Source organism: Dolichospermum planctonicum, from assembly GCF_005402965.1.
In the GTDB taxonomy this organism is placed as follows: Bacteria; Cyanobacteriota; Cyanobacteriia; order Cyanobacteriales; family Nostocaceae; genus Dolichospermum; species Dolichospermum planctonicum.
On record NZ_BJCF01000002.1, the window covers coordinates 145805 to 167157 of the forward strand.

Sequence of the window (21353 nt, forward strand, 5' to 3'; positions counted from 1 at the left end):
TATAGTATTACCGGAAGGGTGGGGAATAGAGTAATCCTCCTTTTGTCGCTAATTGATTTTGACCACGAGGGAGATTTAGTTTTGTCTTGGTTCCCAAATTGCGTTCATAAATTTCGCCATAATTACCAACGTGTTTAATAATTCTGGCTGCGAAATCATTTGTTAAACCAATTCCTGCTCCCAAGTTTCCTTCTGTTCCTAAAAAACGTTTAATATCGGGATCTTTACTATTTGCAAACTGTGATAAATTTTGAGAATTAATTCCCAATTCTTCACCTTTGATCAAAGCATAAACAGTCCACTTAACTATATCACTCCATTGAGTATCACCCTTAGCAACTGCTGGCGCCAGGGGTTCAGAAGAAAGAATATCATCTAAAATGATGTTATCTTCCGGTTTCGGTAGGGTTGCGTACCGGGAAACCAAACCAGAACGGTCTGTGGTGACAGCATCACAACGTCCTTCTACATAAGTAGCAAAGGTAACATTTACATCCTCAAAAACAACGGGTTTATAAGTCAAATCCCGTTTCCGCATTTGGTCTGCTAAATTCTGTTCGGTTGTCGTCCCTGTTTGGACACAAATAGCTTTGTCTTTCAGGTCTTTAATAGATTTAATATTCCTATTTTTGCGCACCATAACCGCCTGACCATCATAAAATACCACAGGTGCAAACTCTAAACCCTGAGCAGTCCCACGGCTAAAAGTCCAGCTGGTATTGCGACTCAAAATGTCTACTTCTCCAGTTTGTAAAGCTGTAAATCTCTCTTTAGCGTTAAGGGGACGGTATTCTACTGCGTCTGGATTATCAAATATCGCCGCTGCTACAGCCCGACAAATATCAACATCAATACCGCTATATTTACCGTCAGTCCCCACAAAACTAAATCCCGGTAATTCACCGCTAATTCCACAAACAAGCTGACCACGGCTTTTAATGCGATGACCGATCACGCGAGTAACCTGTCCTTGGGGAGTATTAACCTTACCCCCTGGCGTTTGCGGTTGATCACTACAAGCAGTTAGAGAAAATATTAACTTCAGTGTGACAATACCAGATATAATAGGTCCAATAGTAAATAATTTCCTAGACTTCATAAGTAAGCAATGAGCGATATTTAATCCCGATCTAATCTAAGTTTTGCACAAAAACGTCAAAAAAGCACAAGATATATCAAAGATCTATCGAGGATCACATTTAATTAAAACCAAACTTCCCAATTAACAATATGCTAAATTTTCTCAATTCCTTTCTCGGTCGTCATCCAGAGCGCGTCAAAGCCAATGTAGAGATTTATACTTGGCAAACTTGCCCCTACTGCATCCGTGCGAAAATGCTACTATGGTGGAAAGGTGTTAATTTTACAGAATACAAAATTGACGGTGATGAAATAGCCAGGGAAAGTATGTCCATACGCGCTAATAATCGCCGCAGCGTTCCCCAAATATTTATTAATAATCAACACATTGGCGGTTGTGATGATCTGTATCGTCTAGATACGAAAGGTCAACTGGATGATCTTCTTTATTTACACTGATGATGACTTGGTTTAAATAAACCAAATCACCCAAATTTAACTAGATGTTGTAGTGCGGGCATCTTGCCCGCTAGAATTATACTTAAATGTAGTACCGCTAGAATTATACTTAAATGTAGTACCGCTAGAATTATACTTAAATGTAGTACAGTTTATAGCTATATCATAATCATAGCGATCGCCTGATTTTTAGCTGTTCTAATATTGTATCAGATAAAATAAAAACAAATCAACCAGAGGCAGTGATTATGATCACCCAAATCAGTGAAATCAAATCTCCCACTGAACTGGTAATCTCTTGGGAAGCCTTACCCGATGATTTTCAGTTAGAGGACGAACCGGTGGAAAATACAGGACAGCCACTTTTGGCTGGTGCTTTGCGAGAAAGTTTAGAAATTGGGGGTTTTATTCAACCGCAGATGTTGATAGCCTCGAATTTTGGTTTATGTGCGACATTAGACGGTAAATTTATTGCTAAAGCACCTGATTGGTTATATATTCCCGCAGTCAAAGAAATTTTACCTGAACGCAAAAGCTACACACCGAATTTAGAAGGAGATATTCCCGCTATAGTTATAGAATTTTTATCAGATCAGGAAGGTGGAGAATATTCTTTTAAACGCACATATCCACCGGGAAAATGGTTTTTTTACGAGCAAATTTTGCAAGTTCCCATCTATGTAATTTTTGATCCAGATGGCGGTTTATTGGAATTATATCAACTGGAGAATGGTCGCTACGAGTTAAAACAACCCGATGAAAATGGTCTACATTGGATTGACGCAATGGGCTTATTTTTGGGAACTTGGTGGGGGGAAAAAGAAGCTAGAACTGGATATTGGTTAAGGTGGTGGAATGAAGCAGGTAATTTACTACCTTGGTCTGTAGAAAAGATTGTAGAAGAACGTCAACGGGCTGAACAAGAACGTCAACGGGCTGAACAAGAACGTCAAGAGAAAGAACGGCTAATAGCGTACTTAAAATCCCAGGGGATTGATCCGAGTAATTTACCTTAAATAGTAGGGTGCGTTAGCTGTCTTCGTAACGCACCTAATTGAAATCAATAATAACTGACCACAATAATAAATATAAATCAATAATAAATATAAATATATGCTGGAATTACCAGAATATTTAATACATAGAAAATGGATGAATCACGCCCTAGAATTAGCACGAGCAGCGGGTGATGCGGGTGAAGTTCCCGTTGGTGCTGTAATTGTTAACACAAATAACCACCTGATTGCTGTAGGAGAAAACCGGAAAGAACGGGATCAAGACCCTACCGCACACGCGGAAATTATGGCGATTCGCGCTGCTAGTCAAATTTTACAAAGTTGGCGCTTGCATCAATGTACATTATATGTCACTCTAGAACCCTGTCCGATGTGTGCCGGTGCTATAGTTCATGCACGATTGGGAAAATTGATCTATGGAGTGGACGATACCAAAACTGGCGCAATTCGGACTGTTCTCAACATCCCTGATCACCCTGCGTCTAATCACCGTCTAAAAGTGCTAGGAGGTATTCTGGAATCAGACTGTCGAGAACAATTACAAAATTGGTTTGCTACCCAACGTCAGCAAAAATAACAGACACAGATAAAACTGTCCAGATGGGAAAACAAAAACTACCCAAGAAAATATACGGTGGACATAAGCAATTTGTGTAATTTTTTATTCTTCTAAAAACTAGCCACCGTAATGATTAAATCAGACTCTGCTTCTACTACCCGTCATTCACAAACCATAAATAAGTCTGTAAGTTCTCACCTCAACTCCGCTCGGAGGCCTTTGATAGCTCACAGTATACCAGGGATTTCCCCTTGGTTAATTCCTTTAGGGTATTTTATTGGACGTTATATCATTCTGCCATCTTTCTTTAGGCAGATTAAAATTACTGGACTAGAAAATATCCCCAAAAGTGGTCCGGTAATTCTTGCTCCTACCCATCGTTCTCGCTGGGATTCATTAGTTTTACCCTACGCTGCTGGTCGTCATCTCACAGGTAGAGATATGCGATTTATGGTGACAATTGATGAATGTCAGGGGTTACAAGGTTGGTTTATTCTCAGAATGGGCGGTTTCCCGGTCAATACTCAACGTCCAGCGATCGCTACTCTCCGTCATACAATAGAGTTAATGCAACAAGGGGAAATGTTAGTTATTTATCCTGAAGGTGATATCCATCGTGATGGTCAAGTTCACCTGCTGAAGCCAGGAATAGCCCGTTTAGCCTTAAATGCTGAATCTAAATACCCAGGGCTGGGGATTAAAGTTATACCTGTTAGCATCCAATACAGCGAATCCTATCCTCACTGGGGTGCAGATGTCAACATTCGCATTGATGAACCTATCAAAGTCACAGATTATCTAAATGGAAATTTCAAGCTGGAAGCTAAAAGGCTCACAGCAGATTTAACCCATCAATTAAAACAATTAAGTCAGGAGTCAGGAGTCAGAAGGAACATAGAACCAGAAAATTCCTCCCCTGCTTCTCCTCCCTCCCCCTGCTATACATCAACTACTTCCCGTGTCCAATCCAATTACCAATTCCCAGTGATTAAGTTTGCCCACATCCAGGGCAGCGTAGTCAATAACTTGTAATTCCCAGTTACCTTGTGCGGGTAGGGAAAGTAATTGTTTCAGGGCTGGATGTGATCGCACTGTGTAAGTATTTTGTAATTGGTTACGACGGCCTAATGTGCGACTTTGCAATAAAATCCGCTGATTGTTAGGAGCAATTAAATAAATTTCTAAATCTCCTAAAAAATCATGGGTGATATTAACCGTAACTTGGATATCACCAATATTAGCAGCTTCATTAATAGCGATCGCACTTTTAATTCCCTCTTGATCATTATCAGGAATATTCACAACTTGAGTATTTTTTACCTGTGTTTGTTCATTAGTAATTTGGGCAACGACACCCATTTGTTTTGCTAGTCTCACAGCCTTAGCTGCATTGACTTTCCCATAACCAAACCATTGACTATGACCATTACTATCATAAGTACCCCCATCAATATTCAATTGAGGATCAGGGCTATTATCAATAATTTTATCAGCAGTATCTTGAAGAATCTGTTTAACTTGTTGAGCCGTTAAATCAGGATTAGCTGATAATACTAAAGCTGCTACTCCTGCGACTATGGGAGTGGCGCTAGAAGTACCACCAAAGTTATTAGTAAAGTTTCCAGCATCATAACCTGCTGCTCCTAATTGATCTGCAGTCAAGATTCCCAACCCAAACAGAGAAGAGACAATTGCCGGTTGTGTATAAACAAAACCGGTTTCTTGAAACCACATTCCCGGAGGAGCATTATTACTAGGAGCGCAAACAGAAATATTATCTCCCCAATTACTATAAGCAGCTTTTTTATTCAAACTAGTGGAAGCCGACACGGTAATTACATCAGGATGAACTGCAAAACCGCTTAACCAATTTGTGTTACCTTTCACAATATTTTTCGGCCAATTTTGTTCATTGATAGTCCCATTAATCGGACGGTTAGTATTTCCGGCTGCAAAAACAATTACACATCCTTTACCATTGCGTCCATTGGTAGCAGCATGACTAATAGCTGCCCTTTGACGGATAGAAAGGGGAAAATAAACAGCAGAAGCTCCCCAACTACAAGAAATTACACTTGCTCCCTTTTCCACCGTCCAATTAAAAACATCCTCAATTGATTGATCATCTAAAAAACCGGTAGTCCGAATGGGCATCATTGCACAACCAGGAGCAACTCCGACAATTCCCGTGCCATTTTCTTCTGCTACAGCTAGTCCCGCGCAAGCAGTACCATGACTAGTTTCTTTTTCTCCTGGTAAGGGTAAAAAATCATTTTCTTTTAAATCTCTAGGAGCAACAATTTTACCATTACCTTGAAAATCTGGGTGATTCAAGTCAAAGGAATCATCTACTACAGCGACGATAATAGAACGAACACCGCGAGTAGTATCCCAAGCTTGTTCTACGGAAATGTGAGAACCCGCTACCAATTGATTCCCCCCATTGTGATTGAGATACCACTGTTGAGGATAAAGGGAATCTTTGGGCCGATAATGAGGTTCTTGTTGAATGATAATATTTGGTTCTGCGGCTAAAACTTCTGACAGTTTTTGTAATTGATTCGTGATTTTAATTGGGTTTTGTTTAGCTTGTTTACTCACCAGAAAAATAAAAGTATTCGACATTCCTACAACTGGTTGATCTTGAACTAAATTAAATCTATTGGCAATAATATTAATTTTATTCATATCTACCCAAGTAGCAAATTGAATTGTGATTTGATCACTTAGATAAACCAAACTACCGGGATTATTTTCAAGTTTATAAACATGACTCACAAAGTCTACATTTTTATCAGCACGTACTTGAGACATTACTGTTTCTAGCTGCTCAGGAAAAACCGTATACAGTTCTAACTTTGCCTGGGATATACTGCGCCGCCATACACATCCACGTATTTGTGATACTTGCTCACGTGTAAAGTTAGCATTAGGACGGATAGTGAAGCGATATAATGTTTTTTCTAGTATCAACTCTTCGCCACTGCGTTGTAAAATTAATGCTTCGTCGCTATTTGTGACATCTGGTTCGAGAAAATCTGGAGAATTAATATTATCACTCATAAAAAATTGGGATTAGTTGAAAATTAATTGGCCTCTTGGCTCTTGCCTGTTTAGTCCTTTGCCAGAGAAATTTTTTCAGTCACTTGACTTTATCATCGGTACAAAGAGAGTTAAAATACATCAAGTTTTTCAAATTTTTTCCATAATTATTTTACTAATTAACCTCATGAATGTTGCTACGGATCTATTAATTCGCTTTAGCTGCTTATCATTTATAGCGTTTTTAGGCATATCATCATCTGCTGAAGCTCAGGTAAAAAAGCCCTCAGTTCCTATTAATCCTGTTAGTGAAACTAAACCGACGACTGGGGATAAGACTAACACCCTCAGTCCCGCTGGACAGGGTAATAATATCTTGAGTATAGCGGCAGGCGATCGCTTAATGAAAGAAGCAGATCAAGCGATTTCTAGTCAAAACTACGCTTTAGCAGCCAAAAAACTCCAAGAAGCACGCCAGGTTTATAATCAGTTATCCAGCTTTTATCAAGAATTAAATTCTAGTTTTGGAGGTATTGACATTCGTTTATCCGATTCCCAGCGCCAAAAAGCCTTAGCAACTGCCCAAAAGCGAGATGAAGCCAGCTACCAGTTAGCCTTAGTATATCGAGCGCAAAATCAGCCAGAACTAGCCATACCTTTGCTAGTGCAAATCATTAAAAGTCAAAACCCCACGAGGGAACTGGGGGGAAAAGCTTATCAACAATTATTTGAATTAGGTTTTGTGGATGCACCCTATTCTCGTCCAAACAAAAAATAATCAGCATAAGTTAATTAGCAACAACCAAGAGTTAGATATCTGTTAATAATAGAGAAGTAAAGTTTTTTCAGGAATTGCGATGATGAGTCCGCAACAGGTAGAGGGAATGATCAAGGCACAACTGCCAGATGCCCAAGTGCAAGTACAAGACTTGACGGGTGGTGGTGATCACTATCAGGTGACAGTAGTTTCATCGCAGTTTGTAGATAAGGGACTAGTGCAACAACACCAGCTAGTTTATGGCGCATTGAAACAAGCCATGTCCAGCGAAGCTATTCATGCTTTAGCTCTGAAAACCTACACTCCCGAAGCTTGGCAAGTAGTAAACTAATTTGAGATTTAGGATTTTGCCTTGAACAAAATCTAAAATTGCCTTGAATTTTGACTTTTAACTTTTAACAACGCAGGAAATAACTAATCATGACCCCAGAACTTAAAGAAAGAATTGATACTTTGGTAGAAGAAAACAAAATTATGGTTTTCATGAAGGGTAACAAATTAATGCCCCAATGTGGTTTCTCTAATAACGTTGTGCAAATTCTCAATACATTAGGAGTTCCCTTTGAAACTCTTGACGTACTTGCAGATCAAGACATTCGTCAAGGAATCAAAGAATATTCCAACTGGCCAACAATCCCCCAAGTATATATTAATGGCCAATTCGTTGGCGGTTCTGATATTTTGATCGAAATGTACAACAAAGGTGAATTACAACAAATGGTAGAAGTAGCCCTGGCTTCTTAATATCAACTATTAGGTGTAGGTTGGGTTAAGGAACGCAACCCGACACCTTATTTTTATTAGATTTGCAATTTTAAATTAATGCTCATAAGTTGAAAATTATTTATGCCTAAATTACCACATTTTTGATGAAAAATATGAATAATAAAACAAATATAGAAGACTGTGGTTATACATTCATAGGTACAGCGGTTGATAATTTAATTCGCCATTTTGAGGGTCAATCATCTGTACAATTATATCCTGATTTTCGAGAACGGCGAGAACGTGCAAATGAATTATTATTTGATTTAGTTGGTAAACAACCTGGTTGTTTTTATATTCGTCGTCAAGGGACTGGAAAAGAACCAGGAGAAGAAATTTGGGAATTAATTATAGCCACAGACCAAGATAATTTTCAATTACCAAAAAGACTGAAAAAATTAGGAAAGACTTTAGGATTTAAAGCTGCTGTTCGTCAAGACGGATCTGGAGGTTTTAAAATTTTATCAGCTTATTTATTACCAGAATTGCGGGGAATTGTTGACGGTTATGCTGTACTTTATTGGTTATGTTTAATTCCTAATTATCAAGAGCGTCTTGATATTCCCACACGATTATTGGCAAAAATAAAAAATATACCAATTTGCGGAAATCATGTTCCTACAGAAGATCAACTTCAAGCATGGAAAGCTTTTTTAAAGGTTGAAGAAAATATTGCTAAATCTCGTCAATTTTGCGTATTTTTTATCAATAAAAATAATAACCGCTCAAATTCTCGACAAATCACTTTAGAAATTAAAATTAATTCGGCTACTTTAGATGGTTCTGAAGAACATTTTTTAGGTTTAGAAAACTTTTGGGAACGGGTCAAAAAAGCCAAAAATCAGGAAGTTAAATTTTTAGATTCTGTCCCCACAGAAAAAAATCGCCGTAACAGTCGTCAATTAGGAACTATTGAAAAAATTGATCAAAAACATAATCTTATTAATATTCGACTAGAAAGAGAATTAATTGAATATATAGCCAAAGGTAATTATCAACTTCCCAATAATGGTTACATATTTTTTGATGCTGCTGGAGACATCAAACAAATCGAACGTAAAGAAAAAGCTTTAGAACAGTTAAGACAAGGAAGGACTCAAAACCCCTATTTAGGTAATTTTCTATTTGACGCTTCTCAAGCGAGAACTATTACAAAAAGAGTGAAACTGAAATCACAAGATTTATTGTTGTCTTCTGCTAATGCTGGACAAAAAACCGCAGTGGAAAAGGTACTTTCCGCAGAAGATTTAGTTTTAATTCAAGGACCACCCGGTACAGGAAAAACAACAGTAATTGCAGAAATTTGCTATCAGGTAGCATTACGCGGGGGACGGACATTAATTACCTCACAAGCGAATTTAGCGGTTGATAACGCCCTCAGTCGCTTAGTTCATAATCCCCTTATTCGTGCTATTAGAAAGGGAAGAGCCGAAAAAGTTGGAGAAGAAGGACAGCCATTTTTAGAAGATCAAGTAATTAGTACATGGTTACAAAATACCGCTACTGACTGCGAAAATAATCTCAGTCAACGTCAGGGAAATATTACAATTTTAACTCAATTATTACCATTATTACCACGATTTACAAACTATTATATATTTGAAGAACAGTTTAATCAGCAACAAAATGAACTGAAAGCAGAAAAAGAGAATTTAAAGACAATTTATCAAAACCAAAAAACTAAATATGATCAAATTTTATTAAATAAAAATGAAATTGCATCCTTAATTACTGGTTTAGGGAATATACTAAAAAATTCCCAAAATATAGACTGGGAATCTCTAGAAATCAAGGATTTCTTAACCCATATTCAACCCTATACAGAAAATAACAAACAAGTAGAGATTTTCCGAGAAAATGTAATTCAAGCTATTAAATGTATTGAGGAACTTGGTTTTGTCCGTCCTGATTTTGGTGTATTTGGTTTAGCAGTTTGGTTACAGGAAACCATTATAACTCAACTTTCTGAATTTAAAGCTGGATTAAAAGATATTAATAATCTCGCTTTAGCTATTGCGGAAGTAGCGGAATTAGTTGATATTTTTCAACAAAATTCTGTATCTTTACAGAAATTAGAAACAGATTTGCAAAAATTTAGTATTCACAATAATATACAACCAACAATCCAAATCTGGGAAAATCGTCAACGGGAAATTGATTATATTGTTGAAGCAGTTGTAGAATGGAAATCTACAGGTTATAATAATTTATATCAAGTTTTGAAAGAATGTCAACAATCTGATTTACTTTTAACAGAAAATATGGTAAATTTACCATTAGGTTTATTGATGTTTGCTCAAAACTTAAAATTACCTATTGTTCCCAAAAATTATAAAATCAGTTTACCAGCTTGGGGAGTATTAACAAAAGCCATAGCTTATGAAATAGAGGGAAATTTTACTGATAGAAAAGGTAAACAGCATAATTTTAGTTATTTTTTACAACAAAGTTTTAATCAAATTCCCATAGTATTATCAAAAAGTGATCAGACTCAGTGGCAAAAAACCTATCAAGAGTTAAAAAATTATCAAATTCTTAACCCTAAACAGAGGAAATTGCTAATTGAAAATATTCAAGTTTTTTTAATTAGATTGGAAAAAACTTATGGTAAGTCCTTTGAATGGAATAATATTGAAGCTACTCTTAACCGCATTACCCAAGAACTACTAGAGATGATCTTAATTAATGCGCGTCAATGTGTTTTAAAAGTCAAAACCGAAGCTCAACAACAATTGCAAATTTTAAAACAGCAATTTCAAGAACTTCCAGAAAATGTAATTTCTTCCCAACAAATATCTGAAGCTAAAACTCAGTTAGAAAAGAGTAAACAAGCTGCTAATTTAAAACTTGCAGCAGTTATTAATAATTTACAAGCAATTCATAAACAGCAAAATATACCTCATCAATTAAGAAATTTCACAGAAAAGTATCTAACTAAACAAGCAAATATTTGGGAACAACCACAGGAATTTTCTCAACAAGTTAAGTTTTGGGAAAATCGTATTTATGAATTAGAAACTCTGATTTCATCATTAGCACCCTTTACCATTTTAGAAACAATTAAAGACGCTTTAAATCAGCAATTTATAAATTTGCAAGAACAAACTGATGTTTATCAAGAGCAACTTGAACAATTACAAATAGAAATATCTGATCTAGAAGACAAATTACAATTACAATTATCAGACAATTTAATTATAGAACGGAATTGGTGGGAGTCAACTTGGCAAATTATACCAGATAAATTTAAGCCAGAATTATCTCACCATGATTTATTTAATTTAGAGTTTTTAACCAAGGTCATAAATAAATTAAAATCATGGAAACAACAACTCCAAAACGAAGAAAATTATCTAGATAAATATCAAAATTTTGTTCAAGATTGGATTACAAAATTACGTCAACCTTCCGAACAAGATAGTAATGATTTAAGACGAATTTATTTAGATAATGCTAACGTTGTCGGTATTACTTGTGTTCAAGCTGCAAATTATAGTTTCTCCGAAGAATTTCAATCTTTTGATGTTGTAATTATAGATGAAGTTAGTAAATGCACTCCCCCAGAGTTACTAATTCCCGCGTTGAAAGGTAAAAAATTAGTCATGGTAGGAGATCATCGGCAATTACCTCCTATGCTTGATACTAGCACAGTGGCAGAAGTGGCGCAATCCATGGGTAATTCTAGAGAAGAATTGCAATTTTTAGAAGAATCATTATTTAAAAGTCAGTTTGAAATTGCTGATAAAAGTATCAAGAAAATGCTGAATACTCAATATCGAATGCACCCCATGATCATGGGAGCAATTAATCAATTTTATCATGGTAAATTAGAATGTGGCATTTTAGAACCTGATAGGAAACGCGCTCATAATTTAGCAGGGAAAATCATTCAACCTGATCATCATTTATGTTGGGTAAAAATGCCTAGAGAAAATGAATTTCAAGAAGAACGCAATGGCACTTCATTTGTGAATACTAAAGAAATTGATGTAATTGAAAATATTTGTCACCAATTTGAGCAGGTTTGGTTTCATAAAGTTGCGAATGGAGAACCAAAAAAAGAAATAGCTGTAATTACATTTTATGGCGCTCAATTAAGAAAAATTGATGAACGTTTGCAATCTGAATTTTTTCCCTCTTTACAAATTAGAACGGGTACAGTTGATAGATTTCAAGGTATGGAAAGACCAGTGGTAATTGTGAGTATGGTCAGGAATAATCATCAAGGAGATGTGGGATTTGCAAATAAACCAGAACGGGTGAATGTGGCTTTTTCTCGCGCTCAAGAATTGTTAATTATTGTCGGTTGTCACGATTTATTTACAGGTAAATCTGGTACAGTAGGTAATATGTATTCTGAGGTTGCAAACATTGTTAATCATCATGGAGGTTTTATTGATGTTTCCTGCTTCTGTAGTTAAAATAATTGATAATAATTTGAAATATTTAGTTGATAAAATTGAAGCTGAAAACCCTTATTCATCGGTTTTATTAGCACGTCAATTTTACTATCATGTAACGCAAAATTTCCTAGAATTAACTATTAAAGAACCTCGGAAATTTAATGTTTTAGAAGAGTTTATTATTCGCGCTGGTATGGAATTTAATCCCCCCCCTACAGCTAATGAATTAGCATCTATTTTAGGACTTGATTCTGTATTTGTTAAAAGTACCATTGCTAATCTTCAATCTTTACAAACTCTAGCAAATACACCGCAAATTACTGTCACCCCAGAAGGAAGTTTATTCTATAAACAAGGTTCTGTTCCTAAACCTCCATATTCCGTCCAAATTTATGCCATTACTGATAATTTACTAGGAACAATTACATTTCAATATGAACAATTAGATCATATAATAATTAACCAAAACCAACTAGATTTAATTAAGTTTATCAATATTCAACAAGAAACTCCAGCACTTTCTAATTTACAACTTGCGGATATTCAGGAAATTATTCAATCTTCCGATTTAGCTCTTCATGTCCCCACAGCAGGTAAATTTGTCACTGATTTTAAATTGCGAGGTAGTAAACAAACTATTGCCAGAAATATATCACTATTTGTGATTTTTGATCAAAATCAAAATAAATTAGATATTCAAATCAGAAGGGGAAAGGAGATTTTAGAACCCGCCACAAAAAAGATTCAAGAACTATATCATCAAGAAAAAATATCTCTCGAGAAATTATCTCAATATCCCAATTAATTACCATCACTTGTAACCAACAACAGCAAAATTCCCCTCAGCAGCATCAAACTGAGGGGAGTATCAAAAATTGTACTACAGTCGCTGTCGTCAGATGGTAGCTACTTGATCAAATCAGAATCTACCTTTAGTAGTAGCGATGTTGTCTTTCTGGTTCCGGTTGAACCATTGTAAAATTAGATACATCATGCAAGTAGCGGCTGGCTTCCTCTTCTAAGCGATGAATCCAGTAGGGTTCAATGATATTACTATGTCTGAGTGCGGCTAGGTATCCATCCAAATACATCCGCATATCATCCATACGATAACCGCGATTCCATAATTCGACGAAGGCGTCGGTAAGTCTTTGGTAGTAGCGGATGGTTTGTGTGTCTTGGAGCATAACTGCTGTATTAGTCTCTTGGGAATGAGAATTGTAGATGATGATTCACGCTCAATGAAGTATCACTTCCTGCTTATGTATTAACTCATAAGTAATATTTTGACTTTGGATCAAACCCCTCAGCAGCTAAAAACTTAATTAGATCCTAGGCCAAAAAACTGGACATAAGGTGATTTTGTAGTGTGTTTTTACGATTCTTTGTCAAAAGTTAGATTTAGCAATCTAGCGTCGTGTTAACCTGGTATTGATAATCACAGAGGCTAATTGATATTGCTCCAATTTTTGTGCGTCTTTCTTGAGGAATACAAATTTAGCCATAGTCCAAACCTGTATAATCAAGTTTTATAAATTCTTAGCCACCTCATGGATAGAAAACAAGTCTTGTTTAACTAAGAGTCATAATCAGGTGTGAATTTTATCCTACTCCCTTTGATAAATGATTGTTATCTGAGTTTATCATATCTCTTTAGGAGTAGGACAAATGACTCAAATTAAAGTTTAATCATAGGTAGAGGTTGGCAAGTAAACAATTTTATACCAGTTACCAGAAATTACTAAACCACCCTAGACAAATAGCAATTTGAGTTTAGAGAATGTAAATGTAATAATAATTTAATAAAGCCACCTGCTTTATTGCAAATAAAGTAAAAAATAAATTTTTTGCAAGGTTTTCTTGAGGGAAATGTGAAGAATATCTTCATTGAGGTAACAAAAACTACAAAACCTTGACCACGAGATTGTTAATTTGAGATTCATCAACGCTAAGGGGTTTTGCCACTGTGGGTTCGGTTTGTATTGAAATTGTTGAGGGGAATCCCCATCTGAGATCGTTATTGGGTTGGCACTTGCAACAACTAGAATACCGAGTTCATCAAGCTGCCAGTATTTATCAAGCAAAAGAAGTATTTCAAAGCCATCAACCAACTCTAATCATTTTAGATGCGGATTTATCCGATGGCGATGGTATGGAGTTGTGCCGCTGGTTACATCGTCAACAACAGCCTTTAATTTTGATGTTATCTGCTCGTACCAATGAAGCCGATATTGTTGCCGGTTTAAAAGCAGGAGCAGATGATTATTTAAGCAAACCCTTTGGAATGCAGGAATTTTTGGCTAGGGTTGAGGCCATTCTTCGTCGTCACCGCACACCTAATGCACCAGCTTATTTAGATTATGGCAGTTTGCAAATTGATTTAGTCCAGCGTCGGGTTCGTTTCCAAGGGGAATTTATTGACTTGACCCCCCAGGAATTTAGTTTATTGTACGTCTTAGCACAAGCTGGAGGAGTGCCTTTAAGTAGATCAGAATTATTGCGTCGTGCTTGGCCTGACGCTATTGATAACCCGCGTACCATTGATACTCATGTTTTATCGCTGCGGAAGAAGGTGGAACTTGATCCTCGTCAACCCAGTTTAATCCAAACTATTCGTAATGTTGGATACCGATTTAACATGGAAATTTTGAATGCTAATATCGCTCAACAACAAGCGAAATTACCAAGAGAAAGATTTACTAATCAACTTCCCGTATTAACCGCTCAAAGTTCTTGATTCCAGGGAACTCTTAACAGATAAAATGACCACTGATTAATAACTAATTGTCCATTCTTCTAATTCTTGGCTTTCTGCTGCTGTCAGGGTGACTGCTAAGTTTTCCCAATCTACTTCAGCCGCAGGTTGATTAACCACTAATTGACCTTGCTGAAGATGTAAAACATGAGTACAAAACTCCTGCACTAAATCCCTTTGCCGATTTACCATCAAAATTGCCGAAGAATGGGCTTGATTTGATTGAGTGAGGATATTAATTAAATTAGTAATTGCGGGAGCGTCTAACGCCGACGTAGGCTCATCTAATAGTAAAATTTCCGGTTCGGTAACTAAAGCGCGAGCGATCGCAATTAACTGTTTTTGTCCTCCAGAAAGTTGTACTTCTGTCCGTCCTAACCATTGTTCAGGAATTTGCAGTTTTTCCCGCCAATAACTGACTTTTTCCTGAATAGTTGGTTTAGGTAAACCACGCAAAATTAAAGGATAAGCTAAATTTTCTCCCACTGTCATCCCCAACAGTTTAGATTCTTGTTGCACAAGCATTATCTGTTGACGAAGTTGAATTACAGGAATTTTGTCATATTCCTGATTTTTAAAATATATTTTCCCGCTAGTAGGTTCATTTAGCCGATTAATCAGACGTAATAAAGAAGTTTTACCAGCACCAGATGGACCAACAATAGCGAAGCGATCGCCTGGTGATACTCTAAAAGAAATATTCTGTAAAATCGGATATTGATGTTGATTCTGTAAACGTCTAGATAAACTAACAGATTTTAGTATAAGCATAATAATAGACTACATTTTTAATGTAAGTAATTAAGATTTTAATGTAATTTAATACATTCTTAATGTAATTTAATACATTCTTAATGTAAAAATTTACAATTTATATTGTAACCTTTCTTGGTTAAATTGAGATAATTACAGAATTAAATTATTGGCATTGCTAAATTAAAGCATCAAATCAGATATACAATGCCAAATAATTTATTGAAATTTAATCACCCAAATACTTATTACCCATGACCCATAACTAATGCAGCTTGAATAGTCCAAATATCTACTAACAGCAATAATAAAGTCAAAGCTAACAAAATTAAATACATCCAAGGCTGTGATAAAGGACGAACATCTTGAGTATCAATACCAGTTTTTGCGGCGACAATATTGATAAACTTAGAAAATCCAGACATTCGCATAGGTAATAAATAAGCCTTACCATCCTGAGTAATAAAATAATATACTAAACCACCTTGTCCAGTCGTTCGTGGCTTTAACTCTTTTACTTCCGACCATGATAAACTCCAACCGCGACGAAAAAACTGAGAAAACCAAACCGAGTAAGTAACCTTAATCCCTTCCTCATCTAAAATCACCCTTTCAGTCAAAACAGCATATAACAAAATAAAACCGCAACCAATTCCTATCCATAATAACCAGGGAGGAATAGTTGCGGCTGTTAACTGAGCTAAAAACGGTAAAGGAACCGTTAACGCTAAATATAAACTTAACAAAGTGATCCGAATCAGAGGAGAAAGACGAAAAACAGAGGTTAAACCATTAGTTAAATTAGCCGTCATGGTGCTACAATCATTAACGATATATTTATCGTAACGATAAAACCACCAAAATTTGACAAAACCATCAACATAAAACTCTCTGCATCTAAAGCGTCTTGGCGTGAGAAAAAAAGCCCTGATGTAGCCTAAGATTGTTGTAAAATTCCCAAAACAGGAGTTAACTCAGTATTATTAACTTGGGGATTTAACAAACCACCAGCATAAACACGGGGATTAGTTTGGGAGATAATAGTATAAGATTGGCGAACATGAGTATTCACAGCTACAGTTGTTGCATCATACATTTGCATGGCAATTTTAGGATAAAAACCAATGCCAATAATTAACACTAGAAAAGAAGCAGCAATGAAAATCTCTCGTGGCCTAGCATCAGTATACACAGTTTCCGTTGGTAAAAGACAATCTGTACCAAAACAAGCAGTCCCTTCATCTTCTTGATTTTGAATACTTGCATTGTTAATATCACAGATCAGGTCTGCACCAGAACCGTAAAATACTTGACGTAGCATGGAAAGGAGATAAATGGGTGTGAGGATAACCCCTACAGCAGCGAGAAAAACCGTAACAGTGCAAAAAGTGGTAGTGTAAACATCACTAGTAGTGATACCCACAAATACAGAAAGTTCACCAACAAAACCACTCATTCCTGGTAAAGCTAAAGAAGCCATAGCTCCCATTGTAAATAGAGCAAATACTTTTGGCATTGCTTGACCAATACCACCCATTTCTGCCATCATCATAGTATGAGAGCGATCATAGGTGACACCTGCGAGAAAGAATAAGACAGAAGCAATTAAACCATGGGATATCATTTGTAACATTGCGCCATTGATACCCAAATCGGTAAAAGATGCAATTCCTATGAGGACAAAACCCATGTGAGAGATTGAGGAATAGGCCAAACGACGTTTCATGTTCGTTTGAGCGAAGGAATTTAAAGCACCATAGATAATGTTGACAACACCGAGAATAACGAGAATAGGAGCAAAGTAAACATGAGCGTCGGAAAGTATGTCAAGATTGAGGCGAATTAGTCCATATCCGCCCATTTTTAAGAGTACACCGGCTAAAATCATAGATACTGGAGAAGAAGCTTCACCGTGAGCATCAGGTAGCCAAGTATGTAGGGGAAAAATTGCCAATTTTACGCCAAAGGCAATTAATAAACCCGCGTATAGTACTAGTTGGAAGGTGAGGGGATATTCTTTGTGTGCGAGTTGAGCGATATCAAATGTGACATTTCCACCGCCATATAAACCCAGTCCGAGCGCTGCTACCAAGATAAATATAGAGGCTGCTGCGGTGTAAATGAGAAATTTAGTAGCTGCGTAGCGTCGTCTTTGTCCACCCCAAATACAGACTAGTAGATATACGGGAATGAGTTCCACTTCCCACATAATGAAAAATAATAGCAAGTCTTGGGCGACAAATACTCCAACTTGTGCAGAATATAACACAAGCATGAGAAAGTAAAAGAGCTTGGGTCTGCGATCAACTTGCCAAGCGGAAAAAATGGCAAGGGTGGTAACAAAACCTGCTAAAAGCACCAAGGGAGCGGAAATACCATCAACGGAAACCGACCAATTTAAGCCTAATTGGGGCATCCAAACGTAATTTTCTACGAGTTGAAAACTAGCATTACTGGCATCATAATGCTGCCAAAAAGCTAAACACATCAAAACAAAGTCTGCTATACCTACACCTAGCGCGTACCAACGGACAACCTTGCCGTCCTTATCAGGGAATAGGGGGATAAGAAAGGAAGCCAGGAGTGGAAATAGGACAATTGCGGTAAGCCAAGGAAATTGATCCGCTATCATGTCAATAGGAAAATATACTTATTTGTCTAATCAGATTATTGTACTAAACTTTTTAACAATTTCTTTATAAGTTTTTACCCAAGGTGAGTATAAGAAAATATTTACTTAAAAATATCTTATGATGAGGATTGAAAAGTTTAAAAAATTGGTTTGTCTAGATAATAGTTTAAAATTATACCATTTGTGTGTAATGCTGGCGCGATCGCCTTTTCTTCCGTAATTAAAAAAGTTAGCGATAGCGTAACTTCTCTAATTACCGTATTTTAGCAGAATTATATATGCTTCAACTAGCAGCAAAATCGGTAAATTTCCGTTTGTATGGAGCTTTAAAACCCAAAACTATATCTTGTTTAGGAACTCCAGCTTCTACTAATTCATTAGCTACTCCGATTTCTGTGCCATCGCGTTCAATCCAAATTTTGCCATCTTTAATTTCTACGTAAATAATACAACCAAATATTCGCGTTAGTTCTTGCCAACCAATATTAATAACTTGATAATGATCACGATCCGTATCAAATATCAATTTGACTTCTGTTTGATTATTTGGGCGATTTCTTGCGTGACCTTCCAGAATTGTTTGGACTATTTCTTTGTAATTTAGTCTCTCCATATCACAATCTCCTCTTGATCTGGGTTAAAAATCAGTAATTTTAGGTCATATTCGCCAATTATTCTTTGAATAAACTTCCGACTAAAAAACTCATCATAAACATCTATTGTCCATCCATCTTTTGTCAGGGCTGTTTTAACTGTATTATGAAATAAATCTTTAGCTGGCATACATAAATTAAACTTATTTAACCACTGTTAATAGCATAATATCTCAGATGAAAGGTTCAAAAGGCAATTAAAGATTTAGAAAGATAAATTATAGTAACAAAACCCAGTTTATACAGAATTAGGTTTATCGATTTGTGAGGAAACAAGGGAAAGGCTATCAACCACGACAAAAATGTAGGGTGCGTTAGCGACAGCGTAACGCACCGAAAATCAGTAAATAAACATACATAAGGTGCGTTACATTTCATTAACGCACCCTACAAGATCAGGCGATCGCACTTGTGGTGCGGGCAAGATGCCCGCATAATCTGTACCCCACCCTGATGGTAATATACAGTATGATTGAGCAATTCACCTGGTGTTGGGTTTCACTTCGTTCTACCCAACCTACTTGGACGACTTTGACTACTTCTGATATTGTATTCCCAGTCTCCAGACTGGGAACGACAAATTTACCCAGCCTACTTTTTTAGAAGTTACTAAAGTTAGTAATTGCTTCTGTGATTTTACTCACAACCTCATCTACAGATATCGCTCCCAATTCCCCAGAAGCCCGGGTACGAATACTCAAGCTGTTGGTTTCCACTTCCTTTGCACCTATTACAGCCATTACGGGGATTTTCTCCTTCTCTGCGTTGCGAATTAACTTACCCAAGCGATCGCCACTGGTGTCTACTTCCGCACGAATACCGAATGCAACCATCTTCGCAGCCACCTCTTTACTAAAATCTAACTGCAAATCACCTACGGGTAATAACCTAATTTGCACAGGTGCTAACCATAACGGGAAATCACCTGCGTACTCTTCAATCAAGATCCCTATTAACCGCTCTAACGAGCCAAAGGGAGCGCGGTGGATCATTACTGGGCGTTTACGCGAACCATCTTCAGCGACATACTCTAAATCAAACCGTTCTGGTAAATTATAATCTACTTGCACAGTTCCTAATTGCCATTCCCGTTCTAAAGCATCACTGAAGATAAAATCGAGTTTTGGACCATAGAAAGCCGCTTCACCAATTCCTTCAAAATAGTCCATTCCTAATTGTTGCACAGCGCGACGAATTGCCCCTTCTGCTTGATCCCAAACTTCATCACCACCAATATATTTATCACTGGCTGGGTCACGAAAACTCAATCTAGCTTTAAAATTCTTTAATTGCAGACTTTTGAAAACGCTCAAAATCAAGTCTACAACATTGAGAAATTCACCATCTAGCTGTTCGGGAGTTACAAATAAATGAGAATCATCAACAGTAAAACCACGTACTCTGGTTAAACCACCCAATTCTCCCGATTTTTCATAACGGTAAACTGTGCCAAATTCCGCCAACCGCATTGGTAATTCCCGGTAAGAGCGTAATTCACTCTTGTATATTTGGATATGGAAAGGGCAGTTCATTGGTTTGAGAACAAAACCCTGTTCTATGGCTTTTGCTTCCTCATCCTCAGCCATTAACGGAAACATATCTTCCTTGTATTTCTGCCAGTGTCCTGATGTTTTAAATAAATCAACTCTGGCAATGTGGGGAGTAACAACAGGTAAATAGCCCCGTTTTAACTGTTCTTTTTTGAGGAAGTCTTCTAAAATTGTCCTTAATAAAGTCCCTTTGGGAGTCCACAAGGGTAAACCAGGTCCAACTAAATCGGAAAAGACAAATAATCCTAGTTCTTTCCCTATTTTACGATGGTCACGGCGTAAAGCTTCTTCTTTGCGACGTTTGTACTCGGCCAGTTGTTCGGGAGTTTCCCAAGCAGTGGCATAAATGCGCTGTAATTGAGCTTTTTTCTCATCACCGCGCCAATAAGCACCTGCAACGCTTTCTAATTCTATAGCTTTGGGATTAATTTCGCTGGTATTTTCTACATGAGGACCAGCGCACAAATCCCACCATTGGTCTCCTAAATGGTAAATTGTGATGGGTTCTTGTTTGATATCGGCCAGAATCTCTAGCTTATAGGGTTCTTTAATAGCTTCAATGCGCTCTTGTGCTTCCTCGCGGCTGACTTCTTCCCGAATTAATGGTAATTTACGATTAATAATTTTGACCATTTCTTTTTGAATGGTTTTCAAATCCTTATCGCTGAAGGGTTCTGGGCTATCAAAATCATAATAAAACCCATTTTCAATCCAAGGACCAATTGTGACTTGCGCTTTGGGAAACAGCTTTTGTACTGCCATGGCCATTATATGGGAAGCTGTGTGGCGAATCTTCTTTAATGTTTCTGACTCGCTGGTACGGGGTAAATAGATTTTTTCGGCTGCTGGGGTTTCTTGATTTGGCGACATTGGCTGTTAAACTTTTGGCGAAGTGTTAAAAATAGAAT

At 36.9% G+C, this 21353-nt stretch carries 19 protein-coding genes; 10 read left to right on the plus strand and 9 right to left on the minus strand.

Annotated elements, in window-relative coordinates:
* Positions 1-7: 7 nt before the first annotated feature.
* Complete coding sequence (locus FFO06_RS01845) at positions 8-1099, minus strand: amino acid ABC transporter substrate-binding protein (protein ID WP_137906496.1); 1092 nt, start codon at positions 1097-1099, stop codon at positions 8-10.
* Between the two features lie 131 nt (positions 1100-1230).
* Between FFO06_RS01845 and grxC the strand changes: the two genes are divergently transcribed.
* The 4 genes from grxC (at position 1231) to FFO06_RS01865 (ending at position 4146) form a co-directional block, all read left to right on the plus strand.
* Complete coding sequence (gene grxC, locus FFO06_RS01850; RefSeq protein WP_137906497.1) at positions 1231-1539, plus strand: glutaredoxin 3; 309 nt, start codon at positions 1231-1233, stop codon at positions 1537-1539.
* Positions 1540-1787: 248 nt separating this feature from the next.
* The gene (locus tag FFO06_RS01855) at positions 1788-2555 is read left to right on the plus strand and encodes a Uma2 family endonuclease (protein ID WP_137906498.1); all 768 of its coding nucleotides are present in this window, start codon (positions 1788-1790) and stop codon (positions 2553-2555) included.
* 136 nt (positions 2556-2691) lie between these two features.
* A complete protein-coding gene (gene tadA, locus FFO06_RS01860; RefSeq protein ID WP_206753555.1) occupies positions 2692-3132 on the plus strand; it encodes a tRNA adenosine(34) deaminase TadA in 441 nt (146 codons plus the stop codon).
* Positions 3133-3243: 111 nt separating this feature from the next.
* A complete protein-coding gene (locus FFO06_RS01865; protein WP_137906500.1) occupies positions 3244-4146 on the plus strand; it encodes a lysophospholipid acyltransferase family protein in 903 nt (300 codons plus the stop codon).
* On the opposite strand, the gene FFO06_RS01870 is transcribed toward FFO06_RS01865, so the two are convergent.
* Positions 4060-6177 (minus strand): S8 family serine peptidase, encoded by a 2118-nt coding sequence (locus FFO06_RS01870; RefSeq protein WP_137906501.1) that lies wholly within the window; start codon positions 6175-6177, stop codon positions 4060-4062. The two genes, FFO06_RS01865 and FFO06_RS01870, sit on opposite strands and share 87 nt — an antisense overlap.
* A gap of 166 nt (positions 6178-6343) precedes the next feature.
* On the opposite strand from FFO06_RS01870, the gene FFO06_RS01875 reads away from it, so the two are divergent.
* The 5 genes from FFO06_RS01875 to FFO06_RS01895 all read left to right on the plus strand — a co-directional run bounded on the left by FFO06_RS01875 (position 6344) and on the right by FFO06_RS01895 (position 12907).
* On the plus strand, positions 6344-6934 hold the full coding sequence (locus FFO06_RS01875; protein WP_137906502.1) for a hypothetical protein: 591 nt from the start codon (positions 6344-6346) through the stop codon (positions 6932-6934).
* A gap of 79 nt (positions 6935-7013) precedes the next feature.
* Positions 7014-7265, plus strand: a complete 252-nt coding sequence (locus tag FFO06_RS01880; protein WP_137906503.1) for a BolA family protein — start codon at positions 7014-7016, stop codon at positions 7263-7265.
* A gap of 89 nt (positions 7266-7354) precedes the next feature.
* Positions 7355-7678, plus strand: coding sequence for a Grx4 family monothiol glutaredoxin (grxD, locus tag FFO06_RS01885; RefSeq protein ID WP_137906504.1), 324 nt, complete (start codon positions 7355-7357; stop codon positions 7676-7678).
* A gap of 125 nt (positions 7679-7803) precedes the next feature.
* Positions 7804-12120 carry an AAA domain-containing protein gene (locus FFO06_RS01890; RefSeq protein WP_370743414.1) on the plus strand — a complete coding sequence of 1439 codons (4317 nt, stop codon included), beginning with the start codon at positions 7804-7806 and terminating at the stop codon, positions 12118-12120.
* Positions 12098-12907, plus strand: coding sequence for a hypothetical protein (locus FFO06_RS01895; RefSeq protein WP_199290942.1), 810 nt, complete (start codon positions 12098-12100; stop codon positions 12905-12907). The genes FFO06_RS01890 and FFO06_RS01895 overlap by 23 nt, the downstream gene beginning before the upstream one ends.
* 127 nt (positions 12908-13034) lie before the next feature.
* On the opposite strand, the gene FFO06_RS01900 is transcribed toward FFO06_RS01895, so the two are convergent.
* The gene (locus FFO06_RS01900; protein WP_028083035.1) at positions 13035-13289 is read right to left on the minus strand and encodes a DUF6761 family protein; all 255 of its coding nucleotides are present in this window, start codon (positions 13287-13289) and stop codon (positions 13035-13037) included.
* Positions 13290-14068: 779 nt separating this feature from the next.
* On the opposite strand from FFO06_RS01900, the gene FFO06_RS01905 reads away from it, so the two are divergent.
* Positions 14069-14839, plus strand: coding sequence for a response regulator transcription factor (locus FFO06_RS01905; RefSeq protein WP_137906506.1), 771 nt, complete (start codon positions 14069-14071; stop codon positions 14837-14839).
* 36 nt (positions 14840-14875) lie between these two features.
* Here FFO06_RS01905 and FFO06_RS01910 read toward each other — a convergent pair whose 3' ends face one another.
* From FFO06_RS01910 to thrS, 6 genes are all read right to left on the minus strand, one after another.
* Positions 14876-15628, minus strand: a complete 753-nt coding sequence (locus tag FFO06_RS01910; RefSeq protein WP_137906507.1) for an ABC transporter ATP-binding protein — start codon at positions 15626-15628, stop codon at positions 14876-14878.
* 230 nt (positions 15629-15858) lie between these two features.
* Complete coding sequence (locus FFO06_RS01915) at positions 15859-16422, minus strand: hypothetical protein (protein WP_137906508.1); 564 nt, start codon at positions 16420-16422, stop codon at positions 15859-15861.
* Positions 16423-16547: 125 nt separating this feature from the next.
* Positions 16548-18242, minus strand: a complete 1695-nt coding sequence (locus tag FFO06_RS01920) for an NAD(P)H-quinone oxidoreductase subunit 4 (RefSeq protein WP_137906509.1) — start codon at positions 18240-18242, stop codon at positions 16548-16550.
* Positions 18243-18525: 283 nt separating this feature from the next.
* Entirely contained in the window at positions 18526-18855 is a 330-nt protein-coding gene (locus FFO06_RS01925) for a XisI protein (protein ID WP_137906510.1), read from the minus strand.
* The gene (locus FFO06_RS01930; protein WP_137906511.1) at positions 18843-19025 is read right to left on the minus strand and encodes an element excision factor XisH family protein; all 183 of its coding nucleotides are present in this window, start codon (positions 19023-19025) and stop codon (positions 18843-18845) included. Before FFO06_RS01930 ends, FFO06_RS01925 begins: the two co-directional genes overlap by 13 nt.
* Before the next feature lie 469 nt (positions 19026-19494).
* Positions 19495-21315, minus strand: a complete 1821-nt coding sequence (gene thrS / locus FFO06_RS01935) for a threonine--tRNA ligase (RefSeq protein WP_137906512.1) — start codon at positions 21313-21315, stop codon at positions 19495-19497.
* Between the last annotated feature and the right edge of the window lie 38 nt (positions 21316-21353).

Excerpts from the sequence above, each read along its gene's own strand:
- FFO06_RS01845 (WP_137906496.1), bottom strand. The coding sequence starts at position 1,099 with ATGAAGTCTAGGAAATTATTTACTATTGGACCTATTATATCTGGTATT.
- grxC (WP_137906497.1), top strand. The coding sequence starts at position 1,231 with ATGCTAAATTTTCTCAATTCCTTTCTCGGTCGTCATCCAGAGCGCGTC.
- FFO06_RS01855 (WP_137906498.1), top strand. The coding sequence starts at position 1,788 with ATGATCACCCAAATCAGTGAAATCAAATCTCCCACTGAACTGGTAATC.
- tadA (WP_206753555.1), top strand. The coding sequence starts at position 2,692 with ATGAATCACGCCCTAGAATTAGCACGAGCAGCGGGTGATGCGGGTGAA.
- FFO06_RS01865 (WP_137906500.1), top strand. The coding sequence starts at position 3,244 with ATGATTAAATCAGACTCTGCTTCTACTACCCGTCATTCACAAACCATA.
- FFO06_RS01870 (WP_137906501.1), bottom strand. The coding sequence starts at position 6,177 with ATGAGTGATAATATTAATTCTCCAGATTTTCTCGAACCAGATGTCACA.
- FFO06_RS01875 (WP_137906502.1), top strand. The coding sequence starts at position 6,344 with ATGAATGTTGCTACGGATCTATTAATTCGCTTTAGCTGCTTATCATTT.
- FFO06_RS01880 (WP_137906503.1), top strand. The coding sequence starts at position 7,014 with ATGATGAGTCCGCAACAGGTAGAGGGAATGATCAAGGCACAACTGCCA.
- grxD (WP_137906504.1), top strand. The coding sequence starts at position 7,355 with ATGACCCCAGAACTTAAAGAAAGAATTGATACTTTGGTAGAAGAAAAC.
- FFO06_RS01890 (WP_370743414.1), top strand. The coding sequence starts at position 7,804 with ATGAAAAATATGAATAATAAAACAAATATAGAAGACTGTGGTTATACA.
- FFO06_RS01895 (WP_199290942.1), top strand. The coding sequence starts at position 12,098 with ATGTTTCCTGCTTCTGTAGTTAAAATAATTGATAATAATTTGAAATAT.
- FFO06_RS01900 (WP_028083035.1), bottom strand. The coding sequence starts at position 13,289 with ATGCTCCAAGACACACAAACCATCCGCTACTACCAAAGACTTACCGAC.
- FFO06_RS01910 (WP_137906507.1), bottom strand. The coding sequence starts at position 15,628 with ATGCTTATACTAAAATCTGTTAGTTTATCTAGACGTTTACAGAATCAA.
- FFO06_RS01915 (WP_137906508.1), bottom strand. The coding sequence starts at position 16,422 with ATGACGGCTAATTTAACTAATGGTTTAACCTCTGTTTTTCGTCTTTCT.
- FFO06_RS01920 (WP_137906509.1), bottom strand. The coding sequence starts at position 18,242 with ATGATAGCGGATCAATTTCCTTGGCTTACCGCAATTGTCCTATTTCCA.
- FFO06_RS01925 (WP_137906510.1), bottom strand. The coding sequence starts at position 18,855 with ATGGAGAGACTAAATTACAAAGAAATAGTCCAAACAATTCTGGAAGGT.
- FFO06_RS01930 (WP_137906511.1), bottom strand. The coding sequence starts at position 19,025 with ATGCCAGCTAAAGATTTATTTCATAATACAGTTAAAACAGCCCTGACA.
- thrS (WP_137906512.1), bottom strand. The coding sequence starts at position 21,315 with ATGTCGCCAAATCAAGAAACCCCAGCAGCCGAAAAAATCTATTTACCC.